Annotated in this window: 19 protein-coding genes; 6 read left to right on the top strand and 13 right to left on the bottom strand. The window is 70.8% G+C overall.

The window, feature by feature from the left end:
• Window position 1 precedes the first annotated feature (1 nt).
• From JWP54_RS00845 to JWP54_RS00800, 10 genes are all read right to left on the bottom strand, one after another.
• Window positions 2–1,009, bottom strand: a complete 1,008-nt coding sequence (locus JWP54_RS00845; RefSeq protein WP_297366293.1) for an ABC transporter substrate-binding protein — start codon at window positions 1,007–1,009, stop codon at window positions 2–4.
• A 353-nt stretch (window positions 1,010–1,362) separates the two neighbouring features.
• Entirely contained in the window at window positions 1,363–2,895 is a 1,533-nt protein-coding gene (locus tag JWP54_RS00840; protein WP_297366292.1) for a GMC oxidoreductase, read from the bottom strand.
• 41 nt (window positions 2,896–2,936) lie between these two features.
• Window positions 2,937–4,409 carry an aldehyde dehydrogenase family protein gene (locus JWP54_RS00835; protein ID WP_297366291.1) on the bottom strand — a complete coding sequence of 491 codons (1,473 nt, stop codon included), beginning with the start codon at window positions 4,407–4,409 and terminating at the stop codon, window positions 2,937–2,939.
• Window positions 4,410–4,567: 158 nt separating this feature from the next.
• Window positions 4,568–5,473 (bottom strand): LysR family transcriptional regulator, encoded by a 906-nt coding sequence (locus JWP54_RS00830; protein ID WP_297366290.1) that lies wholly within the window; start codon window positions 5,471–5,473, stop codon window positions 4,568–4,570.
• A 79-nt stretch (window positions 5,474–5,552) separates the two neighbouring features.
• Window positions 5,553–5,750: a GMC oxidoreductase gene (locus JWP54_RS17620; RefSeq protein WP_367274161.1), complete on the bottom strand. Its 198-nt coding sequence runs from the start codon at window positions 5,748–5,750 to the stop codon at window positions 5,553–5,555.
• 740 nt (window positions 5,751–6,490) lie between these two features.
• Window positions 6,491–6,835 (bottom strand): sugar phosphate isomerase/epimerase, encoded by a 345-nt coding sequence (locus JWP54_RS00820; protein WP_297366288.1) that lies wholly within the window; start codon window positions 6,833–6,835, stop codon window positions 6,491–6,493.
• 157 nt (window positions 6,836–6,992) lie between these two features.
• Window positions 6,993–8,222 (bottom strand): alpha-hydroxy acid oxidase, encoded by a 1,230-nt coding sequence (locus JWP54_RS00815; protein ID WP_297366287.1) that lies wholly within the window; start codon window positions 8,220–8,222, stop codon window positions 6,993–6,995.
• 4 nt (window positions 8,223–8,226) lie between these two features.
• On the bottom strand, window positions 8,227–9,576 hold the full coding sequence (gene hisD / locus JWP54_RS00810) for a histidinol dehydrogenase (protein ID WP_297366286.1): 1,350 nt from the start codon (window positions 9,574–9,576) through the stop codon (window positions 8,227–8,229).
• Window positions 9,577–9,622: 46 nt separating this feature from the next.
• Window positions 9,623–10,363, bottom strand: coding sequence for an SDR family NAD(P)-dependent oxidoreductase (locus JWP54_RS00805; RefSeq protein ID WP_297366285.1), 741 nt, complete (start codon window positions 10,361–10,363; stop codon window positions 9,623–9,625).
• The gene (locus JWP54_RS00800; protein ID WP_297366284.1) at window positions 10,360–11,334 is read right to left on the bottom strand and encodes an alcohol dehydrogenase catalytic domain-containing protein; all 975 of its coding nucleotides are present in this window, start codon (window positions 11,332–11,334) and stop codon (window positions 10,360–10,362) included. The genes JWP54_RS00805 and JWP54_RS00800 overlap by 4 nt, the downstream gene beginning before the upstream one ends.
• 240 nt (window positions 11,335–11,574) lie before the next feature.
• Between JWP54_RS00800 and JWP54_RS00795 the strand changes: the two genes are divergently transcribed.
• Window positions 11,575–12,942: a hypothetical protein gene (locus JWP54_RS00795; RefSeq protein WP_297366283.1), complete on the top strand. Its 1,368-nt coding sequence runs from the start codon at window positions 11,575–11,577 to the stop codon at window positions 12,940–12,942.
• A gap of 104 nt (window positions 12,943–13,046) precedes the next feature.
• Here the strand turns inward: JWP54_RS00795 and JWP54_RS00790 are convergent, their stop codons facing one another.
• Window positions 13,047–14,312, bottom strand: a complete 1,266-nt coding sequence (locus JWP54_RS00790) for an NAD(P)/FAD-dependent oxidoreductase (RefSeq protein ID WP_297366282.1) — start codon at window positions 14,310–14,312, stop codon at window positions 13,047–13,049.
• A gap of 369 nt (window positions 14,313–14,681) precedes the next feature.
• On the opposite strand from JWP54_RS00790, the gene JWP54_RS00785 reads away from it, so the two are divergent.
• Genes JWP54_RS00785 through JWP54_RS00775 form a run of 3 tightly spaced genes read left to right on the top strand, consistent with a single transcriptional unit; the run spans window position 14,682 to window position 16,917 of the window.
• The gene (locus tag JWP54_RS00785; RefSeq protein WP_297366281.1) at window positions 14,682–15,104 is read left to right on the top strand and encodes a RidA family protein; all 423 of its coding nucleotides are present in this window, start codon (window positions 14,682–14,684) and stop codon (window positions 15,102–15,104) included.
• On the top strand, window positions 15,101–15,775 hold the full coding sequence (locus tag JWP54_RS00780; RefSeq protein ID WP_297366280.1) for a DUF1028 domain-containing protein: 675 nt from the start codon (window positions 15,101–15,103) through the stop codon (window positions 15,773–15,775). Before JWP54_RS00785 ends, JWP54_RS00780 begins: the two co-directional genes overlap by 4 nt.
• The gene (locus JWP54_RS00775; RefSeq protein WP_297366279.1) at window positions 15,775–16,917 is read left to right on the top strand and encodes a M20 family metallopeptidase; all 1,143 of its coding nucleotides are present in this window, start codon (window positions 15,775–15,777) and stop codon (window positions 16,915–16,917) included. The genes JWP54_RS00780 and JWP54_RS00775 overlap by 1 nt, the downstream gene beginning before the upstream one ends.
• 18 nt (window positions 16,918–16,935) lie before the next feature.
• Here JWP54_RS00775 and JWP54_RS00770 read toward each other — a convergent pair whose 3' ends face one another.
• Entirely contained in the window at window positions 16,936–17,838 is a 903-nt protein-coding gene (locus JWP54_RS00770; protein ID WP_297366278.1) for an IclR family transcriptional regulator, read from the bottom strand.
• A gap of 11 nt (window positions 17,839–17,849) precedes the next feature.
• Window positions 17,850–18,923: an aminotransferase class I/II-fold pyridoxal phosphate-dependent enzyme gene (locus tag JWP54_RS00765; RefSeq protein WP_297366277.1), complete on the bottom strand. Its 1,074-nt coding sequence runs from the start codon at window positions 18,921–18,923 to the stop codon at window positions 17,850–17,852.
• A 197-nt stretch (window positions 18,924–19,120) separates the two neighbouring features.
• Here JWP54_RS00765 and hutH point away from each other — a divergent pair, with 197 nt between their 5' ends.
• Both hutH and hutU read left to right on the top strand, forming a co-directional pair.
• Window positions 19,121–20,716 carry a histidine ammonia-lyase gene (gene hutH / locus JWP54_RS00760; RefSeq protein ID WP_297366276.1) on the top strand — a complete coding sequence of 532 codons (1,596 nt, stop codon included), beginning with the start codon at window positions 19,121–19,123 and terminating at the stop codon, window positions 20,714–20,716.
• 52 nt (window positions 20,717–20,768) lie between these two features.
• A partial coding sequence (gene hutU, locus JWP54_RS00755; RefSeq protein WP_297366275.1) for a urocanate hydratase occupies window positions 20,769–22,359 on the top strand: 1,591 nt, incomplete at its 3' end.

The raw sequence follows: 22,359 nt of genomic DNA, 5'->3' as shown, positions 1-22,359 counted from the left end.
GTTAGCGATCGAGGACCGAGGTGATGAACGTGGTGTTCACGGCGTCGTCCCCGAGCTCAGTTTCGGTCTCCAGGATGCCGGCGGCCAGCATGGCGGACTGGATGGACGGCAGGGTGTCGGTGCCCAGCATCCCGCCTTCGGCCATCATGTCGGCGCTGTCGGTCAGGGTGTAGAAGTCCAGGCCCTCGAACATGGTCGCGCGCTGGTCTTCCGGCACTCCGGTGGCTTCGCCGATGATCTTTTGCGCCTCATCCGGGTTCTCCTCGAGGAAGGCAACGGCCTTCTCCCAGGCCGCGGCGAGGCCTTCAACGACCTCGGGGTTTTCGGCCGCGTACTCGGGCGAGACGAACAGGCCATCGCTGATCAGGCCGGGGGTCTCGCCGGCGGAGTAGATGATCTTGGAGTCGGGGTTGGCGGTCAGGGCCGCGGTCACGTAGGGCTCGTAGGTCACGGCGCTGTCCACCTGGCCGGCGATCAGCGCGTTGCCGGCATCCGCGGGCTCGAGGTTGACGGTGGTCACATCGTCGGGGTCGATGCCGTTCTTGGCGAGGGCATCGAAGTAGACCAGGGCGCTGACGCCGCCTTCGCCGAACGCGATCTCCTTGCCCACCAGGTCGGCCACCGAGTCCACGCCGGCACCGCCGATCATGGCGTCGGCGGTGAGGCTCACGTCTTCCAGCAGCACCATCTCGAACTTGTGCTGGTCATAGTTGACCAGCCAGTCGTTGATCGAGTGGTTGATGCCGTCGACCTGGCCGGTCGTGGCCAGCGCCACGTAGTCGCTTTCGTCGTAGTTGAGGATCTCCAGGTCGATGCCCTCGTCCTCCAGGTAGCCCTGGTCCTGGGCGATGTACCAGGGGCCGTAGCCGACCCAGGAGTTGGTGCCGAGGGTGAACGGCGTCAGTTCCTCGCCGGAATCGCTGGAGGCGGCTCCCGAGGAGCAGGCGGACAGGGCGACGATGCCGGCGACGGCGGTTGCGGTGAGGGCGAAGCTTCTCGTGCGGGACATGGGCTGACTCCAATTAATAGCGGTGATCGACGTCGGGTGACGATACCGGGATCCGTGGCGGCTCTTTCTGCAGCGCTGCTCGTGAAAGCGTAATTGACCGATTCGAACCCGTTTCAACACAATCAGGGGTCGGACTGCATCGGAATTGCCGATAGCCGTACCGTCTGGCGGGCTGGTTAACCTGCCCGTAACAAAGGCGACTCCGGCGGCCGCACAATTCCGGGTGGGGCCGCCGTTTCCGGGCGTCTATTTCGCCCATGTTTCACAAAATGAAAATTTCACAAATTGTTATCCAGCGGGGAGGATCTGAGATCTGGGACGGCGGGCAGCGACCGGCGGAAAACCGGCCCGGGTCAGGCGTGCTGCCGGATCAGGTCCGCGGCTCGTTCGGCGACAGCCATGATGGTGCCCACCGGGTTCAGCGCCGTGACGGTGGGAAACACCGAGGCGTCCACGACCCGCAGGGCACGCACCCCGCGCACCCGCAGCTGCGGGTCCAGGACCGCGGAGGCATCATCATCCGCCCCCATCTTGCAGGTGCCGCTGACGTGGTACACGGTCTGGTGGGTCGCCCGGGCCAGCGCCGAAATCTCGGCGTCGGTCTGCGCCTGGGGACCAGGGAAGACCTCGCGGCCCAGCAGCGACCGGAACGGCTCGGCGTGCCCGACCCGGCGGGCGAGGCGGATGCCGGCGACCAGCATGGCCTCGTCGTGGCCCTCCGGGTCGGTGAAGTAGCGGTAGTCGATCGCGGGCACGGTGTCGGGGTCGGCGTCCGTGATCCAGACCCGGCCGCGGCTTCGCGGTTTGCACACGTTCGGCGCCAGCGACAGGGTGTGCTCGGGCAGCGGCACGCCGGAGTTCTCCACGTGCACCCCCCAGGTCTCCAGCGGAATGTGGGTGGACACGTCGGGCAGGTTGTTCGCGGCGTCCAGGCTCACCACGTAGCCGGCATCCCAGCCGGTGGCGCAGACCGGGCCGGGCTCGAACTCGGTCTGCCAGACCACCAGCCCTTCGGCGTGGTCCTGCAGGTTCTCGCCCACACCGGGCAGGTCGACGAGGCAGGGGATGCCAGCGGCGTCCAGCACCGCCCGCGGACCGATGCCCGACAGCTGCAGCAGCCGCGGCGAGTCGATCGCCCCGGCGCAGAGGATGACCTCGATGCCGGCCCGCAACTCCTCCTCGGTGCCGTTCGCACGGCGCACCCGCACGCCGACCGCCACGCCGTCCTCAACGAGCACCCGGAGGGCGCGGGTCCCGGTTTGGACCGTCAGGTTGGGGCGGTCGTCGACCACCGGATGGATGTAGCTGAACGACGCCGACGAGCGCTGGTTGGTGGCCGGGTCGTAGCCGATCTCGAAGTAGCCGGCGCCGTCCACGAACTCGGTGTCGTTCCACGACTCCCGCACGGGCACGTCGAGGGCCGCGGCCGCGGACTCGATCACCTGCTGCAGGTAGGGGTTGCGGTCCGCCGGCGGGATGACGGACACCGGCGCCAGCAGGCGGTCGAAGCAGGGCCAGAGCACCTCCGGGGTCCAGCCCTCGGCCCCCAGCGTGACCCACTCGTCGAGGTCGCCGCGCATGGGCCGCCAGGTGATCATGGTGTTCGCCGTCGAGCAGCCGCCCAGGATGCCCATGCGGGCCATCCGGATGTCGGAATTGCCGCGCTCCTGCGGCACGCTGCGGTAGTCGAAGTCGTATTCCCCTTCGAGCATGTCCGCCCAGCGGCGGATCGACTGGGCGCGCGGCTCGTCCGTGTCGCTCGGACCGGTTTCGAGCAGGGCGACGGTCACCGAGGGGTCTTCGCTCAGCCGGGCGGCGACGATGCACCCGGCGGTGCCACCGCCCACCACGAGGTAATCGGCCAGGGCGTCGGGGTACTTGGACAAGGTGAGGCCTTTCAGGAGTACGGGAGGAGGCGGGGCGCGGCTCAGCCGTGCTGGAACCAGGTGGTCTTCAGGCCCACGTAGTTGTCGATGGCGTGGGCGGAGAGGTCCCGGCCGAAACCGGACTGTTTGAAGCCGCCGAACGGGGTGGTCAGGCCGAGGGCGTCGACCGTGTTCACCGACACCGTGCCGGCGACGAGGCGGGCCGAAACCCGGTGCGCGCGGGCGAAACCGCTGGTCCAGACCGAGGCCGCCAGGCCGAACGAGGTCGAGTTGGCGCGGCGGATGGCCTCGTCCTCGGTGTCGAAGGGGGTGACGGTGACGACCGGGCCGAAGATCTCGTGCTGGTGCAGCGGATGGTCCTGGTCGAGACCGGTGATCACGGTGGGGCGCAGGTACGCGGTGGACCCGGTGATGCTCATCCGCTCGCCGCCGTGCACGATCTCGCCCGAGTCGGCGCCGGACTGGATGGCACGTTGAACACTGTCGGCGTGCGCGGCGCTGACGAGCGCACCCATGCCGCTGGCGGCATCGAACGGGTCGCCCGGTTCGTAGGCGGCGGCCTCCGCCACGAACAGGGCCAGGAACTGGTCGTAGACCGGGCGTTCGACGAGGATCGTCGAATTGGCCGAGCAGACCTCACCCTGGTTGTAGAAGGCGCCGAAGGCCGCCTTCGCGGCGGCGGCGGCCAGGTCGTCGGTGTCGGCGAAGACGATGTTGGCGCTCTTGCCGCCGGCCTCCAGGCTCAGGCGCTTGAGGCCGGTCTCCCCGGTCGCCACCATCAGCCGCTGGGCGGTGGCGGTCGACCCGGTGAAGGTCAGCGCGTCCACCCGGCGGTGCCGGGCGAGGGCATCCCCGGTGATCGCGCCGGTGCCGGTGACGACGTTGAGCACCCCCGCGGGCAACCCGGCCTCCAGCGCGAGGTCGCCGAGCCGCAGCGCGGTCAGGCTGGAGAGTTCGGCGGGCTTGAGCACGACGCTGTTGCCCACGGCGAGCGCCGGCGCGAGCTTCCAGGCGGCGATCTCGAGCGGGTAGTTCCACGGCACGATGGCGCCCACCACGCCGAGCGGGCGGCGGGACACCACGGCGGTGGAGCCGGGCGGGGTGGCGGGCACCTCGTCGGTGAGCTTGTCGACGAGTTCGGCGTACCAACGGAACGTCGCGGCGGCGCCGGGTACGTCCACCGCACGGGCCTCGTGCACGGGTTTGCCCATGTCCATCGACTCGAGCATCGCCAGTTCGTCGGTGGCGGCGTCGATCCGGTCAGCCAGGTCGAGGAGCACGCGCTTCCGCTCGGCGGCGTCCGCCCCGCTCCACCGCCCGGACTCGAAGGCGGCCGCCGCGCCCGACACGGCGCGGTCGACGTCGGCGGGGCCGCAGAGGCTCAGCGGTCCGAGGTCGGCGCCGGTGCCCGGGGAGGTGTTGCCGAGGGTGCGGCCGTCGGCGGCGTCGCTGCGCCGACCGTCGATGACCGCGCGGCCGTCGATCGCGGGCAGGACGGGGGCGGTGCTGGTCATGGGGATCTCCTTCGCGGGCGGGCCGGGTCCGATAGCCCATCACGATAGGCGCACCGGATTGCGGGAATATGACGATCGCGTGCGCTATCACTTTTGTTGATCCAGTTTTCGCGGTTTTCTGCTGCGACCGACGACCCGTAGCGAGGCGGGGGGACAGGTCAGGCCAGGATTTCCCGGATGCAGTCGGCCACCGCGCGGGCCCGGGCTGTGGAGCGCATCGAGGTGACGGTGGAGATCACGATCGGCAGCGACGCCACCTCATCGGCGATTTCGACCACGGCCACCTGCCCGCCGTCGTAGGTCTCCGACGGCACCGGCCGCTGGTTGAGGATTGAATACCCGTGGCCGCGCGCCACGAGGGCCCGCACGGTCTCGTAACTGGTCGAGCGGTAACGGATGTTCGGCTCGATGCCCACGCTGCCCAGCAGGTTCAGGAAGTAGTCGCGGCTGTGCGGCAGGTCGAGCAGGATGAGCTTCTCCAGCCCGAGCTCGCGCAGGTGCACGGTGCCGCGCGCCGCCAGCGGATGCTGGGCCGGCAGCACCGCGTAGGGCCGGGCGACCGCCACGGTCTCGCTGGTGAGGTCGGTGCCGACCGAGAATCCGTAGCTCAGCGCCAGTTCGGCGGCGCCCCGGCGCAGCTCGGAGCGGACGCCGTCGGCATCCACCTCGGTGACGTCGAGGATGAGCTTGGGGAATCGCTCGCCGAGCACCGAGAGCAGGCCGGGCAGCACGAACGGGGCGAGGGTGACGAAGCAGGCCAGCCGCACCACGCCGCGCACCTGCGTCTCCACCCCGCGGGCCGACTCCAGTGCCTCGTCGAGCTGGGCGAGGATGACCGTCGAGTCGCGCAGCAGGCTCTCCCCGGCCGCGGTGAGGACCAGGCCCTTGGACCGCAGCCGCAGGAACAGCTGCGCGCCCACGTGGGTTTCCAGCTGGGCGATCGAGGCCGACACGGCCGATTGCGCCACCCGGAGTTCGTCGGCCGCGGCGCTCATGCTGAGGTGGTTGGCGGCCTCGACGAAATAGGTGAGCTGCATCAGGGTGATCTGGGGACGCCTGGGCATTGTCCACCTCCTCAGGTGTCTGGTGCCGGCACCCACCCGTGGGCGGAGCCCCCGGGTCGCCTGGGGGCCGATCCTCAGATCATTCAACCATGCCGGCCCCGGCAAGGCCGTGGCCCACGGCGCGGGCCGTGCGCACCGCCAGGGTGGCGGCGGTCAGCGTCGAATTGCAGCCCAGCGCCGTGGGCACGACGCCGTTGCCGGCGACGAACAGGTTGCCGGTGCCCCACACGCGGCCGTCCGGGTCGCACACGGACTCGCCGTCGTCGGCGGCGCCCATGCGCCAGTGCCGGTGGAGTGCAGTGACCCGCCGATCGGCAGCTCACCGGCGGTCGCCTCGTCGAAGGTGCCCACGGCTGCCGCAGCCTTCAGCTGGCTGGCGTGGCCGAGGCGCACGTTCTCCTGGTCGGTGTCGGTGAGGCTGAAGTGCAGTCGCAGGCGCGGCATGCCCAGCGCGTCGACCTCGGTGTCGGAGATATCCACCCGGTTGTCCGACTGCAGTTCGATGGGCACGTACCAGCTCAGGCCAAACCGGTGGCTGCCCGACACCGGGTCGATGGCGTCCATCATCTGGTCGTGGAACGGCTGCTGCGCCCCGGCGCTGGGCAACCACCAGGCGCCGATGATGAGGTCGTCGGGCCGGCTGGCGACCGGTTCCTCGTCGACGACGACGGACGTGCCGGTCAGGAACACGTGGTCGTTCAGGTACCGGCCGAGGGCCGCCGGGCGGATGCCGGAGGCGTGCAGCAGCTGCGGCGAGCGCAGGGTATCCGCGGCGATGATGACCTGGCCGGCGCCCAGCTCCCAGGTCTCCCCCGAGGTCAGGTCGCAACGCCAGGCCGGACGCGGCCGCGACGGAGTCGGGCGCGGTGGGGAACTCGGTCGTGGTGTAGAACAGGCCGGTGCTGCCAGATGCCCAGGATGCCGCCCACGGCGGCGAGGCGGCGGACCCTGGTCTGGCGGGGTAGACGTGAGTTGGTGTTCATGAACTGCTTCTTGGGTGTGACGGTACGAGAGGGGTTAGCGTGCGGGCGAGGTGAGGATGGCGGTGACGTGTGTGCGCGCGTTGATCAGTTCGGTGACCGGATCGGCGGCAGCATCCAGTTTGAGGAGGATGCACTCGGCGAAGCCGATCTCGGCCAGGGTCGCCAGCCAGGCGGTCCAGTCGATGGATCCGGCGCCGACGGTGCGGAAGAACGGGCGGTGCTGGGCGAAGACCTCGTGGGACAGCGGGATGTGCCGGTCGACCTGGCCGATGGCGTCCTTCCAGTGCGCAATGACGAGCCGGTCGCGGTGGCGACGGGCCACCTCGATCGGGTCGCCGCCGCCGAGCACGACGTGCCCGGTGTCCAGGCACAGCGACACGACGAACGGGTAGTCGACGCCCCCTCCGCACCAGCAAATCCGGGCAACTCTTGAGGATGAGCGTGTGGTTCGGGCGCACACGAGTGGCCCGGCTCGCGACGAACGCGGGCCGGGCCACAGGTGCGCGGTCAAGTGCCGCGTGGTTAGTGCTGGGCGGTCAGCGCCGGGCGGGGTCCAGGAGGGCCGGGCCCTGCTCGCGCAGCTCGGCGATCGAGGTGACGCCGAGCAGCGCCATCGTGCGGCGCAGCTCGTCGCCGAGGATGCCGATGACGTGGCCCACCCCGGCCTCGCCCGCCGCGGACAACGCCCAGAGGTAGGGCCGCCCGATGAACGCCGCGTCGGCGCCCAGCGCCAGGCAGATGGCAATGTCGGTGCCGGTGCGCACCCCGGAGTCCACGAGCACCGCGACATCCGGGCCCACCGCCTGGCGCACGTCCTGGATGAGGTGAACCGGCGGCACCGTCTGGTCGAGCTGGCGGCCGCCGTGGTTGGAGAGGTGGATGCCGTCCACGCCGAGGGACCCGGCGGTCGCCGCGTCGGCGGCGCCGAGGGTGCCCTTGAGCACGAGCTTGTGCGGCCACAGCTCCCGGATGCGCGCCACGTCGTCCCAGGTGACCGCGGGGTCGAACTGGGCCGAAATGTCGGCGATGGACCCGCCGCTGAACCGGCCGGTCGTGTCACTGGCGCGGATGTTGGAGAAGTCCAGGGCCGGCTGGGTCGACATCCGCGCCCAGTAGCCGGGCTTCAACCCGATGTCGAACAGGGTCGACAGGGTCATCCGCGGCGGAATGGTGAGCCCGTTCCGGCGGTCACGCAGCCGGTTGCCCGACACCGCGGTGTCCACCGCGATCTCGAGCACCGGGGAGCCGGCATCCGCCGCGCGGCGCACCATGTCGTGCGTCATGCCGCGGTCCTTGAGCACGTAGAGCTGGAACCACAGGTCTTCCGGCCGGGGGCCGGTGCCGGCCAGCTCCTCGATCGTGGTGGTCGCCATGGTCGAGAGCACGTAGGGCACCCGGGCCCGGGTGGCGGCGGCCAGCACCGCGGTCTCGCCCAGCGGCGAGATCATCCGGGTGTAGCCGGTGGGGGCGAGGCCGAGCGGCAGCGCGTAGTCGGAACCGAGGAACGTCGTGCCCGTGTCAACCGTGGTGACGTCCCGGAGGGCCGCCGGCCGGAACCGGAAGCTGCGGAACGCGGCCTCGTTGGCGGCGAGGCTGGTCTCGGCATCCGCCCCGCCGTCGAGGTAGTCGACCACCGGTTGGGGCAGCGCGCGCCGGGCCTTCCGGCCCAGGTCGGCGGTCGTGAAGACCTGCCGCAGGGCGCGCGGCCCGGCCCCGGCGGGGTGCCGGCGCACGCCGACGAGGTCGAGCATCTCGGTGATCTTCATGGTTCTAGAGCGCGGCCGATTCGGCGAGGCGGATGCGCACGGCGTTGCCGTGGGCCGGGAACCCCTCGTGCTCGGTGAACGCCAGCACCGTGTCGCTCATGGCGATGAGTCCGGCCCGGTTCGACTTGGCGATGGCGGTGCGCTTGCGGAAGGCGTCGGCGGTGATGCCGCTGCTCACCTTGGCGTAGCCGCTGGTGGGCAGCGACGCCGGGCAGCCGAGCACGAAGTTCGCCATCGACACCGTGGTGTCCTGACCGAGCAGCACCTCGCCGGCGTCGATGATCAGCTCGAGGATGGCCTCCTCGTCACGCACGACGAGCTGCATGTGCTCGGGGGCATAGGCGTTGGCGACCTCGGCGGCCTCGGCCAGGTCACGGGTGAGCACGGCGCCGCCGTTCACGCCGAGCGACGAGAGGGCGTAGCTGCGGCGCGGCTCCGGCAGCAACTCCACCTGGCGGGCCACCTCACCCTGCAGGGCGTCGATGAGCTCCTGGGAGTCGGTGACGAGCACGCTGGAAGAGTCTGGGCCGTGCTCGGCCTCGTTGAGTAGGTCGGCGGCGAGCAGGGTGACGCTGGCGGAGTCGTCGGCGAGGATCAGGCTCTCGCTGGGGCCGAGCAGCATGACGCCGACGGTGCCGTAGCGCTGCACCTCGATCTGGGCGCAGGCGACGGGCGGGCTGCCGGGGCCGGCGATCTTGCGCACCTTGGGCACCGACTCGGTGCCGAACGCCATCGCGGCGATGCCGGCGGGGCCGTTCACCCGGAAGACGTCGGTGAGGCCCAGTTCGTCGGCGACGACGAGCACGGCCGGGTCGACGGTCCCGTTGGTGCCGGGCACCGGCGGCACCACGACAACGATGTTCTTCACGCCGGCGACGACGGCGGGCGTGGCGAGTTGGATCAGCACCGACGGGTAGGAGCCCTTGCCGCTGGGCACGAACAGGCCGGCGCTCTCGATCGGCGTGGCCTTCTCGCCCACCATGACCCCGGGCGCCGTCTCGAAGCGCCAGTTTCCGTGCAGCATCAGCTGCTCGTTGAAGCGGCGCACGTGCGCGATGCTGTCGCGGATGGCGTCGATCAGCTTGGGGTCGAGCGAGGCGCGCGCCTGGGCGATCTCCTCGGCGCTCACCTTGATGTTCTCCGCGGCGATTTCGACCTTGTCGAACTGGGCCAGGGCCCGCACCAGGGCGGCATCACCGTTCTGGCGCACGTCCTCGATGATGTCGAGCACGGATGCGCGGAGCTCGGGGTCGAAGATCTTCTCGATGCCGCGGGTGGTCAGGTCGGCCCGCTGGTCGTGGTCGAGTTCGTGCCAGGCGCCGCGTTCGAGGATCGGCTTCACTGCGTGGGTCATGGTTCTCCTGGGGTCTCGCGGGGTCGTCGGGGTGGGGTTAGTGGGGTCAGACATTACGGCCGCCGTCGATGGGGATGGCGGCGCCGGTGAGGTATTGGGAATCGGGGCCGAGGAGGAACTCGAGCAGCGCCCCGATGTCGTCGTCGCGGCCGAACCGGCCGGCCGGGATCTGGGCGAGCAGCCCGGGGGCCACCTCGGGGTCGGACAGGAACGGTTGGGTCATCCGGGACGGGAAGTAGCCCGGGCAGACGGCGATCACGGCCAGCCCCTCGGCGCTCCACTCCAGCGCGAGCGATTTGGCCACCGACAGGGCGGCCGCCTTGCTCGCGTTGTAGTCGGCGAAGTGCAGTTCGGGTTTCAGCGCGTTGACGGATGCGTTCACCACGATCACCCCGGGCCGCTCCAGCACGGCGTGGGCCTGCTGGGCGCAGCTGAGCACACCCACCACGTTCACGTCGAACAGGCGGCGCACCTGCGCGGGGTCGAGTTTCTCGGCCGGCACGCCCTGGCCGTCGATGCCGGCGTTCACGAACACGCCGTCCAGGCCGCCGAGGACGCGGGTCGCGTCGGTGAAGGCCGCGGCCACGGCGGCGGGGTCGGCGATGTCGCAGGCACTGCCGCCCACTCCCGCGCCTTCGGCGAGGGCCGCCGCGACGGTGTCCGGCCGGGTGCCGGTGATCCAGACCCGGTGGCCTGCCGCGGTGAGGTGCCGGGCCACGGCCCTACCGATGCCGCTGGTGCCGCCGGTGATGAGGTAGCGGCGCGCGGCCGGCGCTCCGCCGGTCATGCCTGGCACCGCACGATGACCTTGCCCGTGTTCAGGCCGGGCATCGTGGCGAGAAACTCGGGGAAGGCGGTGAGGTCGACGCGGTGGGTGACCAAGCCGGCGTACCGCTGGGGTCGTTCGGCCAGGGCGGCGAGCGCCCGCGGCAGGTCCTCGTCGTCGAAGCCGATGCCGCCCATCAGGGTGACGCCCTTCTCGACGAGTTGCTGGGCCGTGAAGGGGATCGGGTGGTCGCCGATGGCCACGACCAGCACGGTGCCGCCGCGGCGCACCGCGGCGAAGGCCGCAGCGACCGCGCCGGGGAAGCCGGCGGCGTCGATCACCAGGTCGTAGGCATCCGGTGCCGGCGCAGCCACGACGGTCGCGCCGAGCCGGGTTGCCGCCTCGGCGCGGGCGGGCTGGGGTTCGCTCACCGCGACGGCCGCGGCCGGGAAGCGGTGCTGCAGTTCGGTGACGATCAGGGCGCCGATCGGGCCGCAGCCGAGCACCAGCACCCGGTCGGGCCGGGTGGTGACCCCGTCGAGGGCGCGCAGCACGACGGCCAGCGGCTCGGCGAGCACGGCGACGTCGAGGTCGAGGCCGGCAGGCACCGGGTAGACCGTGCCCGCGGGCACATCGAGTTCGGTGGCGTAGCCGCCGGGCCGGGTTTCACCGAGCCAGGTGAGGTTGGCGCAGAACCGGGCGGACCGGGCGCAGTCGGCGCAATCGCCGCAGCCGTACCGGGAATCGGCGACCACCCGGGTGCCGACGGGAACGGCGGGGTCGTCGGACGCGCTGACCGTGCCGACGACCTCGTGGCCGAGCACCGCCGGCCAGTAGTCGACCCAGGCGCCGGTCGAAAAGACGTGCAGGTCGGAGCCGCAGAGGCCGGCCCACTCGGGGCGGATGCGCACGTCGCCGGCCGCGCGGGCGGGCAGCTCGACGGGTCCGACGCGCACGGTCAGGTCGCGCTCGAGCATCAATCCGGTCGTCATGTGGTCTCCTTCCACGCGGTCGTTCTTTCCATTAGAGGCCGCCCGGGAGGCGGCCGCGGAACGATCGCACCGCCTACTGTCCCAGATCTCAGAACCGGGTGGGGGTTCCTGGGCGGCGGCGGGGGCATCGTCCGGTATTTCATAATGCACTGCGAAGCCGGGAAATCGTCAGTCGGCTGTGGGATGAAGATGACAGGCTCGATTCACCTGCCCGTTTCCCCGCCCGAAGGAAGTACACCCGTGAGCCAGCAGCCGCCCCTCGCCTCCATGGCCCGCCAGAGCGTGCTCGACGGTGACCCCGCGACCGCCCACCGGCAGGTCTCCCGCCTGATCGCCGACGTGACCGGCTCCGCCGTGCGATCGGCCACCATCAACGCCGACCAGTACAGCCTCAACTCGCTCAACGGGCAGGCCGTGCTCGAAACGGGTGACCGGTACTTCTTCAAGTTCCACAGCGAAGAGGGCGAGGATGCGACCATCACCGAGTACTACAACGCCGAGATGCTGCGGGAAAACGGCTACCTCGTCGACGTGCCCACCTTCGCCAACGGTGAACCGGGCCGGCAGATCCTGCTCTACCGGCTGCGCGAGGACGCCCGGCTGGCCGACGTGGCCCGGGCCAGCGAACTCGGGCTGGCCGCGGCCGGCACCCCGGGTGACGCGGGCCTGCCGGGGCCCGCCACCGCCGACGAGATCGTGCGTGCCCAGGAACAGCGCGACCGGCGGAACGCCGACTGTCTGCTGGCGACGCTGCACGAGACCACGGCCGCCGACGTCGCCGCCGAACCCATCCACCAGCTCTTCCACCACCGCCTGGTCTCGCCGGCCCAGCCGGGCAGCGCCCCGGTTCCGGCCGGCCGCGGCGGGCGGGTGGCGAGTTTCTACGTCGGGCAGGACTTCCAGCTCGGCGAGCTGAGCATCCCCTGGGCCGAGCTGGCCGACCTCACCTGGACCATCAACGGCATCGACTATGGGCAGAGCCTTGGCTCGTTGTTCGACGAGGCCGGCGACCGGCTCGCCCCGGCGCGGCTGGACGAATCGGGGGCGGTCATCGCGCACGGCGACGACCACAACGCCAACATCTGGTTCACCCGCACGGGGGACGACGCCGAGGGCGTCGAGCTGGTGGCGTTCGACCCCGCGTTCGCCGGCCGGCACGTTCCCACGCTGCTCGCCGACGTGAAGGCAACCTTCCACAATGTGTTCGCGCATCCGCTCTGGTTGTACGAACCCGGCGCAGCGACCGAACGCTACACGGTGTCGGTGCGCCGCGACGGCGATCGCCTGCACGTCGAGCACGACTGGCGGCTGAGCCCCCTGCGCGAGGCCTTCCTGGCCTCCAAGGAGGCGAACCTGTGGCGCCCGCTGCTGCAGGAGCTCGCGAACCGCGGCGCTTTGCCGGCTGACTGGGAGCGTGTGGTGAGGCTGGCGCTGATGCTCTGCCCCACCTTGGTGATGAACCTGCGGGCCGGTGCCGCCAGCGGCCACACCCCCACCTCGTCGGTGATCGCCCTGTCCCAGGCCATCTCCGCCGGCTCCGAGCCCACCGCCGGCACCGACCGCTTCTCCGCCTTCATCGCCGCCATCACCCCTGCCGGAGTGGCATAACTCCTGCAATTTTTTGAAATACGGGGCCAAATCAAGTGATTTGGCCCCGTTTGGGGAAAATTGCAGGAGTTATGCATCCCGCAGGGGGTGGGGGGCGGGCTGGGTTAGAGGGCGGCGGCGGCCTGCTCGTTGTGGGCGCGGTAGCCCCGCTGGATGGTGATCTGGTCGGCGACGTAACCGGCGTCGTGCCACACGCCCCAGATGAAGCTCGAGCCACGCCGGGACTGCCAGGGCAGCCCGAGGAAGTAGACGCCGGGCTCGGCGGAGACGCCGCGTTGGTGCTTGGGCTTGCCCTTCTCGTCGAAGGCGTCCACCTGCAGCCAGCTGTAGTCGACGGCGAAACCGGTCGCCCAGACGATCGACTCAACCCCGGCACCGGCCAGGTCGAGTTCGGTCAGCGGGTTGGCCACCGATTCGGGGTCGGGCGCCAGGGCGCGAGCCTCCGGCTCCTCGGGCAGGTCGAGGCCGTTGCGGAGTGCGTAGGCGTCGGCTTCGTCGAGCAGCGAGAGGTAGTTGGCGTCGCCGTTCTCGACGTTGGTGCGGAGGTCCCCGCCGAAGCCAACGGTGCCGTTCTCGAACGTGTTGGTGCGGCCGACCAGCGTGATGCCGCTGGCGGCGAGTGCCCGGAAGTCGACGGTGTGGCCGCCGTGGGCGCCGCTGACCGCGATCGTGACGTGCTCAGCGCCCAGGGCGGGGGTGGATGCGTCCCACTTGCCGAGCACACCGAGCCACCAGACGAAGTCCCGGCCGCGATAGCTGCGCGGGGGCCGGTCGTGGGGGCCGACCGAGAGGTACACCTGCCGGCCAGACTTCTGGATCTCGGCTGCGATCTGCACCCCGGAGGAGCCGGCCCCGACCACGAGGACGGCACCCCCGGGCAGTTGCTGCGGGTTGCGGTAGGAGCTGGAGTGGATCTGCAAGAATCCGGCGTCCTCGGGAACGACGGCCGGTATCACCGGGCGCTGGAACGGCCCGGTTGCGGCCACGATGTAGTGGGCGTCGATGGTGCCGTCGGAGGTCTCGACCCGGAAGCCGGCACCGCCGATGTTCCGGCGCACGGAGGTCACCTCGACGCCGCACCTGATCGGCGCCTGGATCTTCTCCGCGTAGGCGACGAAGTAGTCCGCGACCTGTTCCTTGGAGGCGAACGCGCCGGGCTCGAGGTCGGCGAACTCCAGGCTCGGGAAGCGGTCGTGCCAGACGGGCCCGTTGGCCACCAGGGAGTCCCAGCGCTCGGAGCGCCAGCGCTCGGCGACGCGGTGGCGCTCGAGAACGAGGTGCGAGATGCCGCGTTCGCTCAGGTGCTCGCTCATCGCCACCCCGGCCTGGCCGGCGCCTACGACGAGGACTTCAACCTTTGTGCTTGACATTTACGACCTTCTCCATACCCGGCAATTTGCCTTCTTGTGCGAACGGTCCGCCCATTCTGGCTACCCAGGTGGCCGTGCTCATAATGAGCCGAAGTTGTGCACCTCATCGGAATCGAAGATGGTTAACCATTTATTTCGGCGGTATTTCCCGGGCCTGACGTAATCCGGCTCCGCCTCACCGCCCGCGCCCTGGGGAGTGCAGGCGCCACCGGATGACCGGGGGATGTTGCCAGCAGATTTCCCCGGCGTTGCCTGCCCGGTTGCATCTACGATTCAGATGCACGACGGCACTCACCGCTATTTGCATCTCCGTGAGCCGTGCGCGAAAACTAAGGGTGGCGGCACCCGGCTGTCGGAAAGAAGGCCACGATGATCCACACCCGCATCCGACCGTTCAACACCAAGGAAACCTATCCTGAGCAGAACCTCCACAACGACCTGTGCCAGGCGGTCGTCGCCGGCGGGGTCGTCTACCTGCGCGGGCAGATCGCCCAGGACCTCGACTCCCGGGAGAGCGTCGGCATCGGCGACATCGAGGCCCAGGCCGAAAAGGCCATGGCGAACATCGACATGCTCCTGCGGGAATCCGGCGGATCGCTCGAACACATCGTCAAGGTCGTCGTCTACCTCACCGACATCCGCTACCGGGAGCCGGTTTACACGGTGATGGGCCGGTGGTTGAAGGGCGTCTACCCGGTCTCCACCGGACTCGTCGTGTCGGCCCTGGCCCGGCCGGAGTGGCTCGTCGAGATCGACGCCACTGCCGTGCTCACCGAGACGGCCGGCGCGTGACCTTTTCGCTGGCCGCCCGTGACCCCGCCACCGGCGCTTTCGGCATGGTCATCAGCTCGTCCAGCCCCGCCGTCGCGTCCCGGTGCCTGCACCTGCGCGCGTCGGTCGGCGTTGCGGCCTCCCAGAATGTGACCAATCCGGCGCTCGGCCCGCTGCTGCTCGACGAGCTAGAGGCGGGCGGCAGTGCAGTCACCGCCATCGCCGCGGCGGTGGCGGCGGATGCCCACAGCGACTTTCGCCAGCTGACCGTCATCGATGCAGAGGGCCGGGTCGCCACCCACACCGGCAGCCAGGCCCTGGGCAAATTCGGGGTGAGCGTGGGCGACCAGGCCGTCGCCGCGGGCAACATGCTGCGGGGCCTCGACGTCCTGGACGCCATGGTCGGCGGCTACGCCGGCAGCACCGCGGAGACCTTCGAGGAACGCCTGCTGGCCGGTGTCCTGGCCGCGCTCGAGGCCGGCGGCGAGGCGGGACCCGTGCGTTCCGCCGGCCTCAGCGTCGTCGAAGGCGCCGAGTGGCGCGTCACCGACCTGCGGGTGGACGACTCGGATGACCCCGCGGCAGAACTCACCCGCCTGCTGGCGCTGTGGCTGCCGCAGAAGCACGATTACCTGGCCCGGGCCCTGCACCCGGACGGTGCGCCGTCGTACGGCGTCCCCGGGGACGAATAGTGCCCGCCCCGACGGATTCCAAGGCCCTGGTCCAGGCCCGGGTCGAGCAACTGGCCGCCGAGATCCTCGCCGTGAGCCACCGCCTGCACGCCGACCCGGAGCTCGGCTGGCAGGAGGTGCGCTCGGTGGAACTGCTGACCGGGCACCTCGAGGCGCTCGGCTTCTCGGTGGAACACGGGGTGGCGGGGTTACCCACGGCCTTCGTGGCCACGAAGGGTTCCGGGCCGCACACCGTCGGCCTGGTCGCCGAGTATGACGCGCTTCCCGGCCTGGGGCACGCCTGCGGCCACAACGTGATCGCGGCCGCGACGGTCGGGGCCGCCGCCGCCCTGGCCCCCGACGTCGACGCCCTGGGCCTCACCCTCCAGGTGATCGGCACCCCGGCCGAGGAAGGCGGAGGCGGCAAGGTCTTCATGCTCGATGCCGGGGTCTTCGACGACCTCGACCTGGCCATGATGATCCACCCGGGCCCCGTCGACTCGGTCATGGCCCGCCCCCGGGCGGTCGCCCACTTCGACGTGGAATACACCGGCAAGGCCGCCCACGCCGGCGCCTACCCACACCTGGGCGTCAACGCCGCCGACGCGTTCACCCTCGCCCAGGTGGCGATCGGCCTGCTGCGGCAACAGCTGCCAGACAGCGTGCGTGTGCACGGTATCGTGACCGAGGCCGGCACGGCACCCAACGCCATCCCGGACCACGCGAAGGGCAGCTGGTACGTGCGGGCGGCCTCGCTCGCCGAACTCGAGGAGGTGTTTTCCCGGGTGAGCAGCTGCTTTGCCGCGGGCGCCCTGGCCACCGGATGCGACTGGACGCTGCGGGAGACCAGCCCGCGGTATGCCGAGTTCCGGAATGACGTGCCGCTGGTGAACCTGTTCACGGCGAACGCGGCCGCGCTCGGCCGCGACATGGACCCGGACGAACTCCTGCCCGGCGGCATGAACACCGCCTCCACGGACCTCGGCAACGTGTCCCAGCGGATTCGCGCCATCCACCCCTACCTGGGCATCGGCTCGCTGCCCGCGGTGAACCACCAGGCCGAGTTCGCCGCCGCGAGCGTGACCGCCGAGGCCGACCGGGCGGTGCTCGACGGTGCGATCCTGCTGGCCCAGACGATCGTCGACGCCGTCAGCACCGACTAGCCGAGCCGCCGCCGGCTCCTACTGGCGGCGGCGGCCGGTGAAACGGCGGCCGAGGGTGTCGGCCGTCTGCACGATCAGGCGGGCGTACGAGTCGCGGGTGGCGTCGTCGACCCGGTCGGTGAGGAACGAGACCCCGATGCTGACGACCGGCATGCCGTTGTGGTCCCGGGCCGCTGCGGCAATGCAGGACACGTTCTCCGTCACCGATCCGCGCTCATACGACCAGCCGCGGGCCTGGTCCTCGGCCAGCACCGCCTTCAGTTCCCGCAGCGACCGCGGGCCGCGGCCGGTGCGGTCGATGAAGCGGTCCTTGGTGGAGAAGATCGCAGCCAGCTGGGCCGGCGGCAGGTAGGCCAGCAGGGCGCGACCGGATGCCGTGAGGGGCGCCGGCAGCCGCACCCCGACGGCGGTCACCAGGGGTGTCGGCTGCGGCGGCTGCTCCTTGAGCAGGTACAGGGTCTCGTGCCCGTGCAGCACGCCGAGGTGGGTGGTCTGGTCGATCTGCGCGGCGAGTTTCACCAGCAGCGGCCGGGCGAGGTGTTCGAGCGGCTGGTGCCGCAGGTACGCCGAGCCGAGCTCGAAGACCCCGATCGCGAGCTTGTAGCCCTGTTCCTCGGGGATGTGCACCACCAGGCCTTCGTCGATGAGCACCTGCAGCACCTGGTACATCGAGCTGCGGGGAACGTTCAGCTGGCGGGCGATCGCTCCGGCGGACACCGAACCGGGGGTGGCGGCCAGGTGCCGGAGGGTCGCGACGCCGTTCCGCAGCGCGGGCATGCGCGGCCCGAGCGGCGGCATGCCCACCGAGCGGGTCTGCGGCGGGCTCGGCGTGACCACCAGCGAGTTCTCGGTGGAGTCGTCCGCCCCGTCCGGCTCGGCCGGCGAGGCGTTCTCGGGTGGGGCGGGCGGCGAGACGGTCATGAATTGGAAGTCTATGCGCCGGTTTCGCCGGCCGCCAGCGCGAGGGCGACCGCCTGGTCCAGGCCGGGCTCACCCACCGTGATGCGCAGGCCCTCACCAGCGAACAACCGCACGGTGATGCCGGCCTGCCGCAGGCGGCCGGCGAGCTCAGCGGCCTCGTCGCCCAGCGGGATCCAGAGGAAGTTGCCATGCCCGGGCACCACCGGCAGCCCGGCGGCCGTAAGCACCCGAGTCATCCGTTCGCGGTCGGCGACGACGGTGCGCACGAGCGCCTCGCGCACCACCGGCTCGCCCAGGGAGGTGACCGCTGCAGCCACCCCAGCCGCCGCCACCGGGAACGGTGGCAGGACCGCGGCGACCGCAGCCACGATCTCCTCCGACCCGACCAGGTAGCCCACGCGCATGCCGGCCAGGGCATATGCCTTGGAGAAGGTGCGCAGGAGGACCAGGTTGGGGTGCTGCTCGAGCAGCTCCGTCGCCTCGAAGGCGACGGCGGCGCCGGTGAAGTCCCGGTAGGCCTCGTCGAGGACGACGAGCACATGCGACGGCACCCGGGCCAGGAAGGCGGCCAGGGCATCCGCGCCGAAGGCCGTGCCGGTGGGGTTGTTGGGGTTGCAGAGGATGATCACATCGGTGTTCTCGTCGATGGCCGCCGCCATCGCGTCGAGGTCGTGGCTGTGGTCGGCGGCCAGCGGAACGGCGGCCGGCTCGCCGCCGCAGGTGAGCACACAGATCGGGTAGGCCTCGTAACTGCGCCAGGCATAGACCACCTTGTGGCCGGGTTCGAGGAATGCCAGCAGCAGGTAGTTGAGCAGCGAGAGCGAACCGTCCCCGACGGCGATCCGGCTCGCCGGCTGGCCCACAGCGACCGCCAGGGCCGCCACCAAGTCGGCGCCGTGCAGCGCGGGGTACCGGTTGCCGGCCCGGGTGGCGGAGGTCACCGCGGCCACCACCGCCTCCGACGGCGCCGTGGCCGCCTCGTTGGAGGAGGCACGGAAGAGCACCGGGGTCGTGCCGGGCAGGGCCGCGGAGTAGACCGGGATGCGGGCGATTCCGGTACGGGGTTGCGGGGATGGGTGCGTCACAGTTGGGGGGTTCACCCCTTTACTGAATCGAATCCTGCGCCATCCCGTGGGCGACGGTGAGGAGCGCTGTCCCGGATCTCAGATTCGGTTTCACCGCCCGGGGCGCCGTCGGGGCGGCAGCCGCACTGTCTCGTATCTGGGACACCAGCTCGACAAATCAGGCTGCGCGGGCGATGGAGCTGGAGTCAGATAGAACCATGCAGCCCCTCAACACCTCCACCATCGAGACCAGCCTCCCCGTTTCGCCCGAAGCGCCGACCCCCGTCATCGTGGGCACCGGACCCGTCTCCGTGGCGGATGTCGTCGCGGTCGCCCGCCACGACGCCCCGGTGGTCATCGGTGAAGACGCCCGCGCCGCGGTGGCCGCCAGCCGCGCCACCATCGAGGTGCTCGCCACTGACGTTCAGCCGCACTACGGCATCTCCACCGGCTTCGGCGCCCTCGCCACCACCTTCATCAACGCGGCGGACCGCACCCGGCTGCAGCAGAGCCTGGTGCGCTCGCACGCGGCCGGCTCCGGGCCCGAGGTGGAACGGGAGACCGTGCGCGCGCTCATGCTGCTGCGGGTGTCGACGCTGCTGACCGGGCGCACCGGCATCCGCCTGGCCACCGCCGAGGCGTATGTGGGCATGATCAACGCGGGCATCACCCCGATCGTGCGCGAATACGGCTCGCTCGGCTGCTCGGGCGACCTGGCGCCGCTGTCCCACTGCGCCCTGGCCCTGATGGGTGAGGGTTCGGTGCGCAACCGCGCCGGCACCGAACTGCCCGCCGCCGACGCCCTGCGCGACGCGGGCCTTGAACCGGTGCTGCTGGCCGAGAAGGAGGGCCTGGCCCTCATCAACGGCACCGACGGCATGCTCGGCCAGCTCAGCCTGGCCTTGCACGACCTGCACACCCTGCTCTCCACCGCCGACGTGGCCGCCGCGATGAGCATCGAGGCCCTGCTCGGCACGGATGCCGTCTTCGCCGCCGACCTCGCCAGCCTCCGCCCGCAGCTGGGCCAGGAGGCCTCCACCACGAACCTGCGCCACCTGCTGGCCGGCTCGCCCATCGTGGCCAGCCACAAGGGCCCGGAGTGCACCCGGGTACAGGACGCCTACTCGCTGCGCTGCGCCCCGCAGGTGCACGGCGCCGCCCGCGACACCGTCGACCACGCCGGCCGCGTCGCCGACCGCGAACTCGCCTCCGCCATCGACAACCCCGTCGTCACCGTCGACGGCCGCGTCGAGTCCAACGGCAACTTCCACGGCGCCCCGGTCGCCTACGTGCTCGACTTCCTCGCCATCGCCGTGGCCGACGTGGCCAGCATGTCCGAGCGCCGCACCGACCGGATGCTCGACCCGGCCCGCAACAACGGCCTGCCCGCCTTCCTCGCCCACGACGTCGGCGTGGACTCCGGCCTGATGATCGCCCAGTACACCGCCGCGGGCATCGTCTCCGAACTCAAGCGACTCGCCGTGCCGGCCTCGGTCGACTCCATCCCGTCCTCGGCCATGCAGGAGGACCACGTCTCGATGGGCTGGCACGCCGCCCGCAAGCTCCGCACCGGCATAGACGGGCTCGCCCGGGTGCTCGGCATCGAAATCATGACCGCGAGCCGGGCCCTCGACCTGCGCGCCCCGCTCCTGCCGGGCCCGGCCACCGGCGCCGTGCTCGCCGAGGTGCGCCGCGAGGTCGCCGGCCCCGGCCCCGACCGGTTCCTCTCCCCCGAGATCGAGTCGGTCGCCGCCAGCGTACGAAGCGGCGCCGTGCTCACCGCCGCCCAGTCCCGCACCGGCGACCTGTACTGATTTTCAGCGCACGTGACGACGCCGCCCCCTCCGACGAAAGACGAGACTCTTGATGACTGATGTGACCGACACCACCGCACCCGCCACCGTTGCCGACGCGCACCCGCCCCGCGTGGTGCGCGCCGCCCGCGGCACCACCCTCACGGCCAAGAGCTGGCAGACCGAAGGCCCGCTGCGGATGCTGATGAACAACCTCGACCCCGAGGTCGCCGAGCACCCCGAGAAGCTCGTCGTCTACGGCGGAACCGGCAAGGCCGCCCGCAACTGGGAGGCCTACGATGCGATCGTGCGCACCCTCACCACGCTGGAAAAGGACGAGACCCTGCTCGTGCAGTCCGGCAAGCCCGTGGGTGTGTTCCGCACCCACGAGTGGGCCCCGCGCGTGTTGATCGCCAACTCCAACCTGGTCGGCGACTGGGCCACCTGGCCCGAGTTCCGCAAGCTCGAATCGCTCGGCCTCACCATGTACGGCCAGATGACCGCCGGCTCGTGGATCTACATCGGAACCCAGGGCATCCTGCAGGGCACCTACGAGACCTTCGCCGCCGTGGCCGCGAAAAGGTTTGGCGGCACCCTGGCCGGCACGCTCACCCTCACCGGCGGCGCCGGCGGCATGGGCGGCGCCCAGCCGATGGCGGTCACCCTCAACGAGGGTGTCGTGCTGATCGTCGACGTCGACCCGTCCCGGCTGGCCCGCCGGGTGGAGCACGGCTACCTCGATGAGATGACCGACGACATCGACGACGCCGTCGCCCGGGTGCTCGCTGCCAAGGCCGACCGCCGTGCTCTCTCGGTGGGCCTGGTCGGTAACGCCGCCACGGTCTTCGCCGAACTGTACGCCCGCAAGGTTCCGATCGACATCGTCACCGACCAGACCTCCGCGCACGACCCGCTCGCGTACCTGCCCGAGGGCGTCACGGTCGACGACTGGCACGCCTACGCGGCCGAGAAGCCCGAAGAGTTCACCGACCGGGCCCGGGCCGCGATGGCCAAGCAGGTGCAGGCCATGGTCGACTTCCAGGATGCGGGCGCCGAGGTCTTCGACTACGGCAACTCGATCCGCGCCGAGGCGCTCCTCGGCGGCTGCGAGCGGGCGTTCGACTTCCCCGGCTTCGTGCCCGCGTACATCCGCCCGCTTTTCGCCGAGGGAAAGGGGCCGTTCCGCTGGGCGGCGCTCTCCGGCGACCCGGCCGACATCGCGGCGACCGACCGTGCCATTCTCGAGCTGTTCCCGCACGACGAGAAGCTGCGCCGTTGGATCACCGCCGCGGGAGACAAGATCGCGTTCGAGGGCCTGCCCGCGCGCATCTGCTGGCTCGGCTACAAGGAACGCCACCTCGCCGGGCTGCGCTTCAACGAGATGGTCGCGTCGGGCGAGCTGAGTGCTCCCCTCGTGATCGGGCGCGATCACCTCGACTCGGGGTCGGTCGCCTCGCCCTACCGCGAGACGGAGGGGATGGCCGACGGCTCGGACGCGATCGCCGACTGGCCGCTGCTCAACGCGCTGCTCAACACGGCGTCGGGCGCGACGTGGGTGTCGATCCACCACGGCGGGGGTGTGGGCATCGGGCGCAGCATCCATTCCGGCCAGGTCGTCGTCGCCGACGGCACCACGCTCGCGGCGGAGAAGATCGAGCGCGTGC

It is taken from the genome of Cryobacterium sp. (assembly GCF_025463825.1).
GTDB lineage: Bacteria > Actinomycetota > Actinomycetes > Actinomycetales > Microbacteriaceae > Cryobacterium.
Note: the sequence above shows the minus strand (reverse complement) of the source record. Positions and strands in the feature narration are given on the sequence as shown.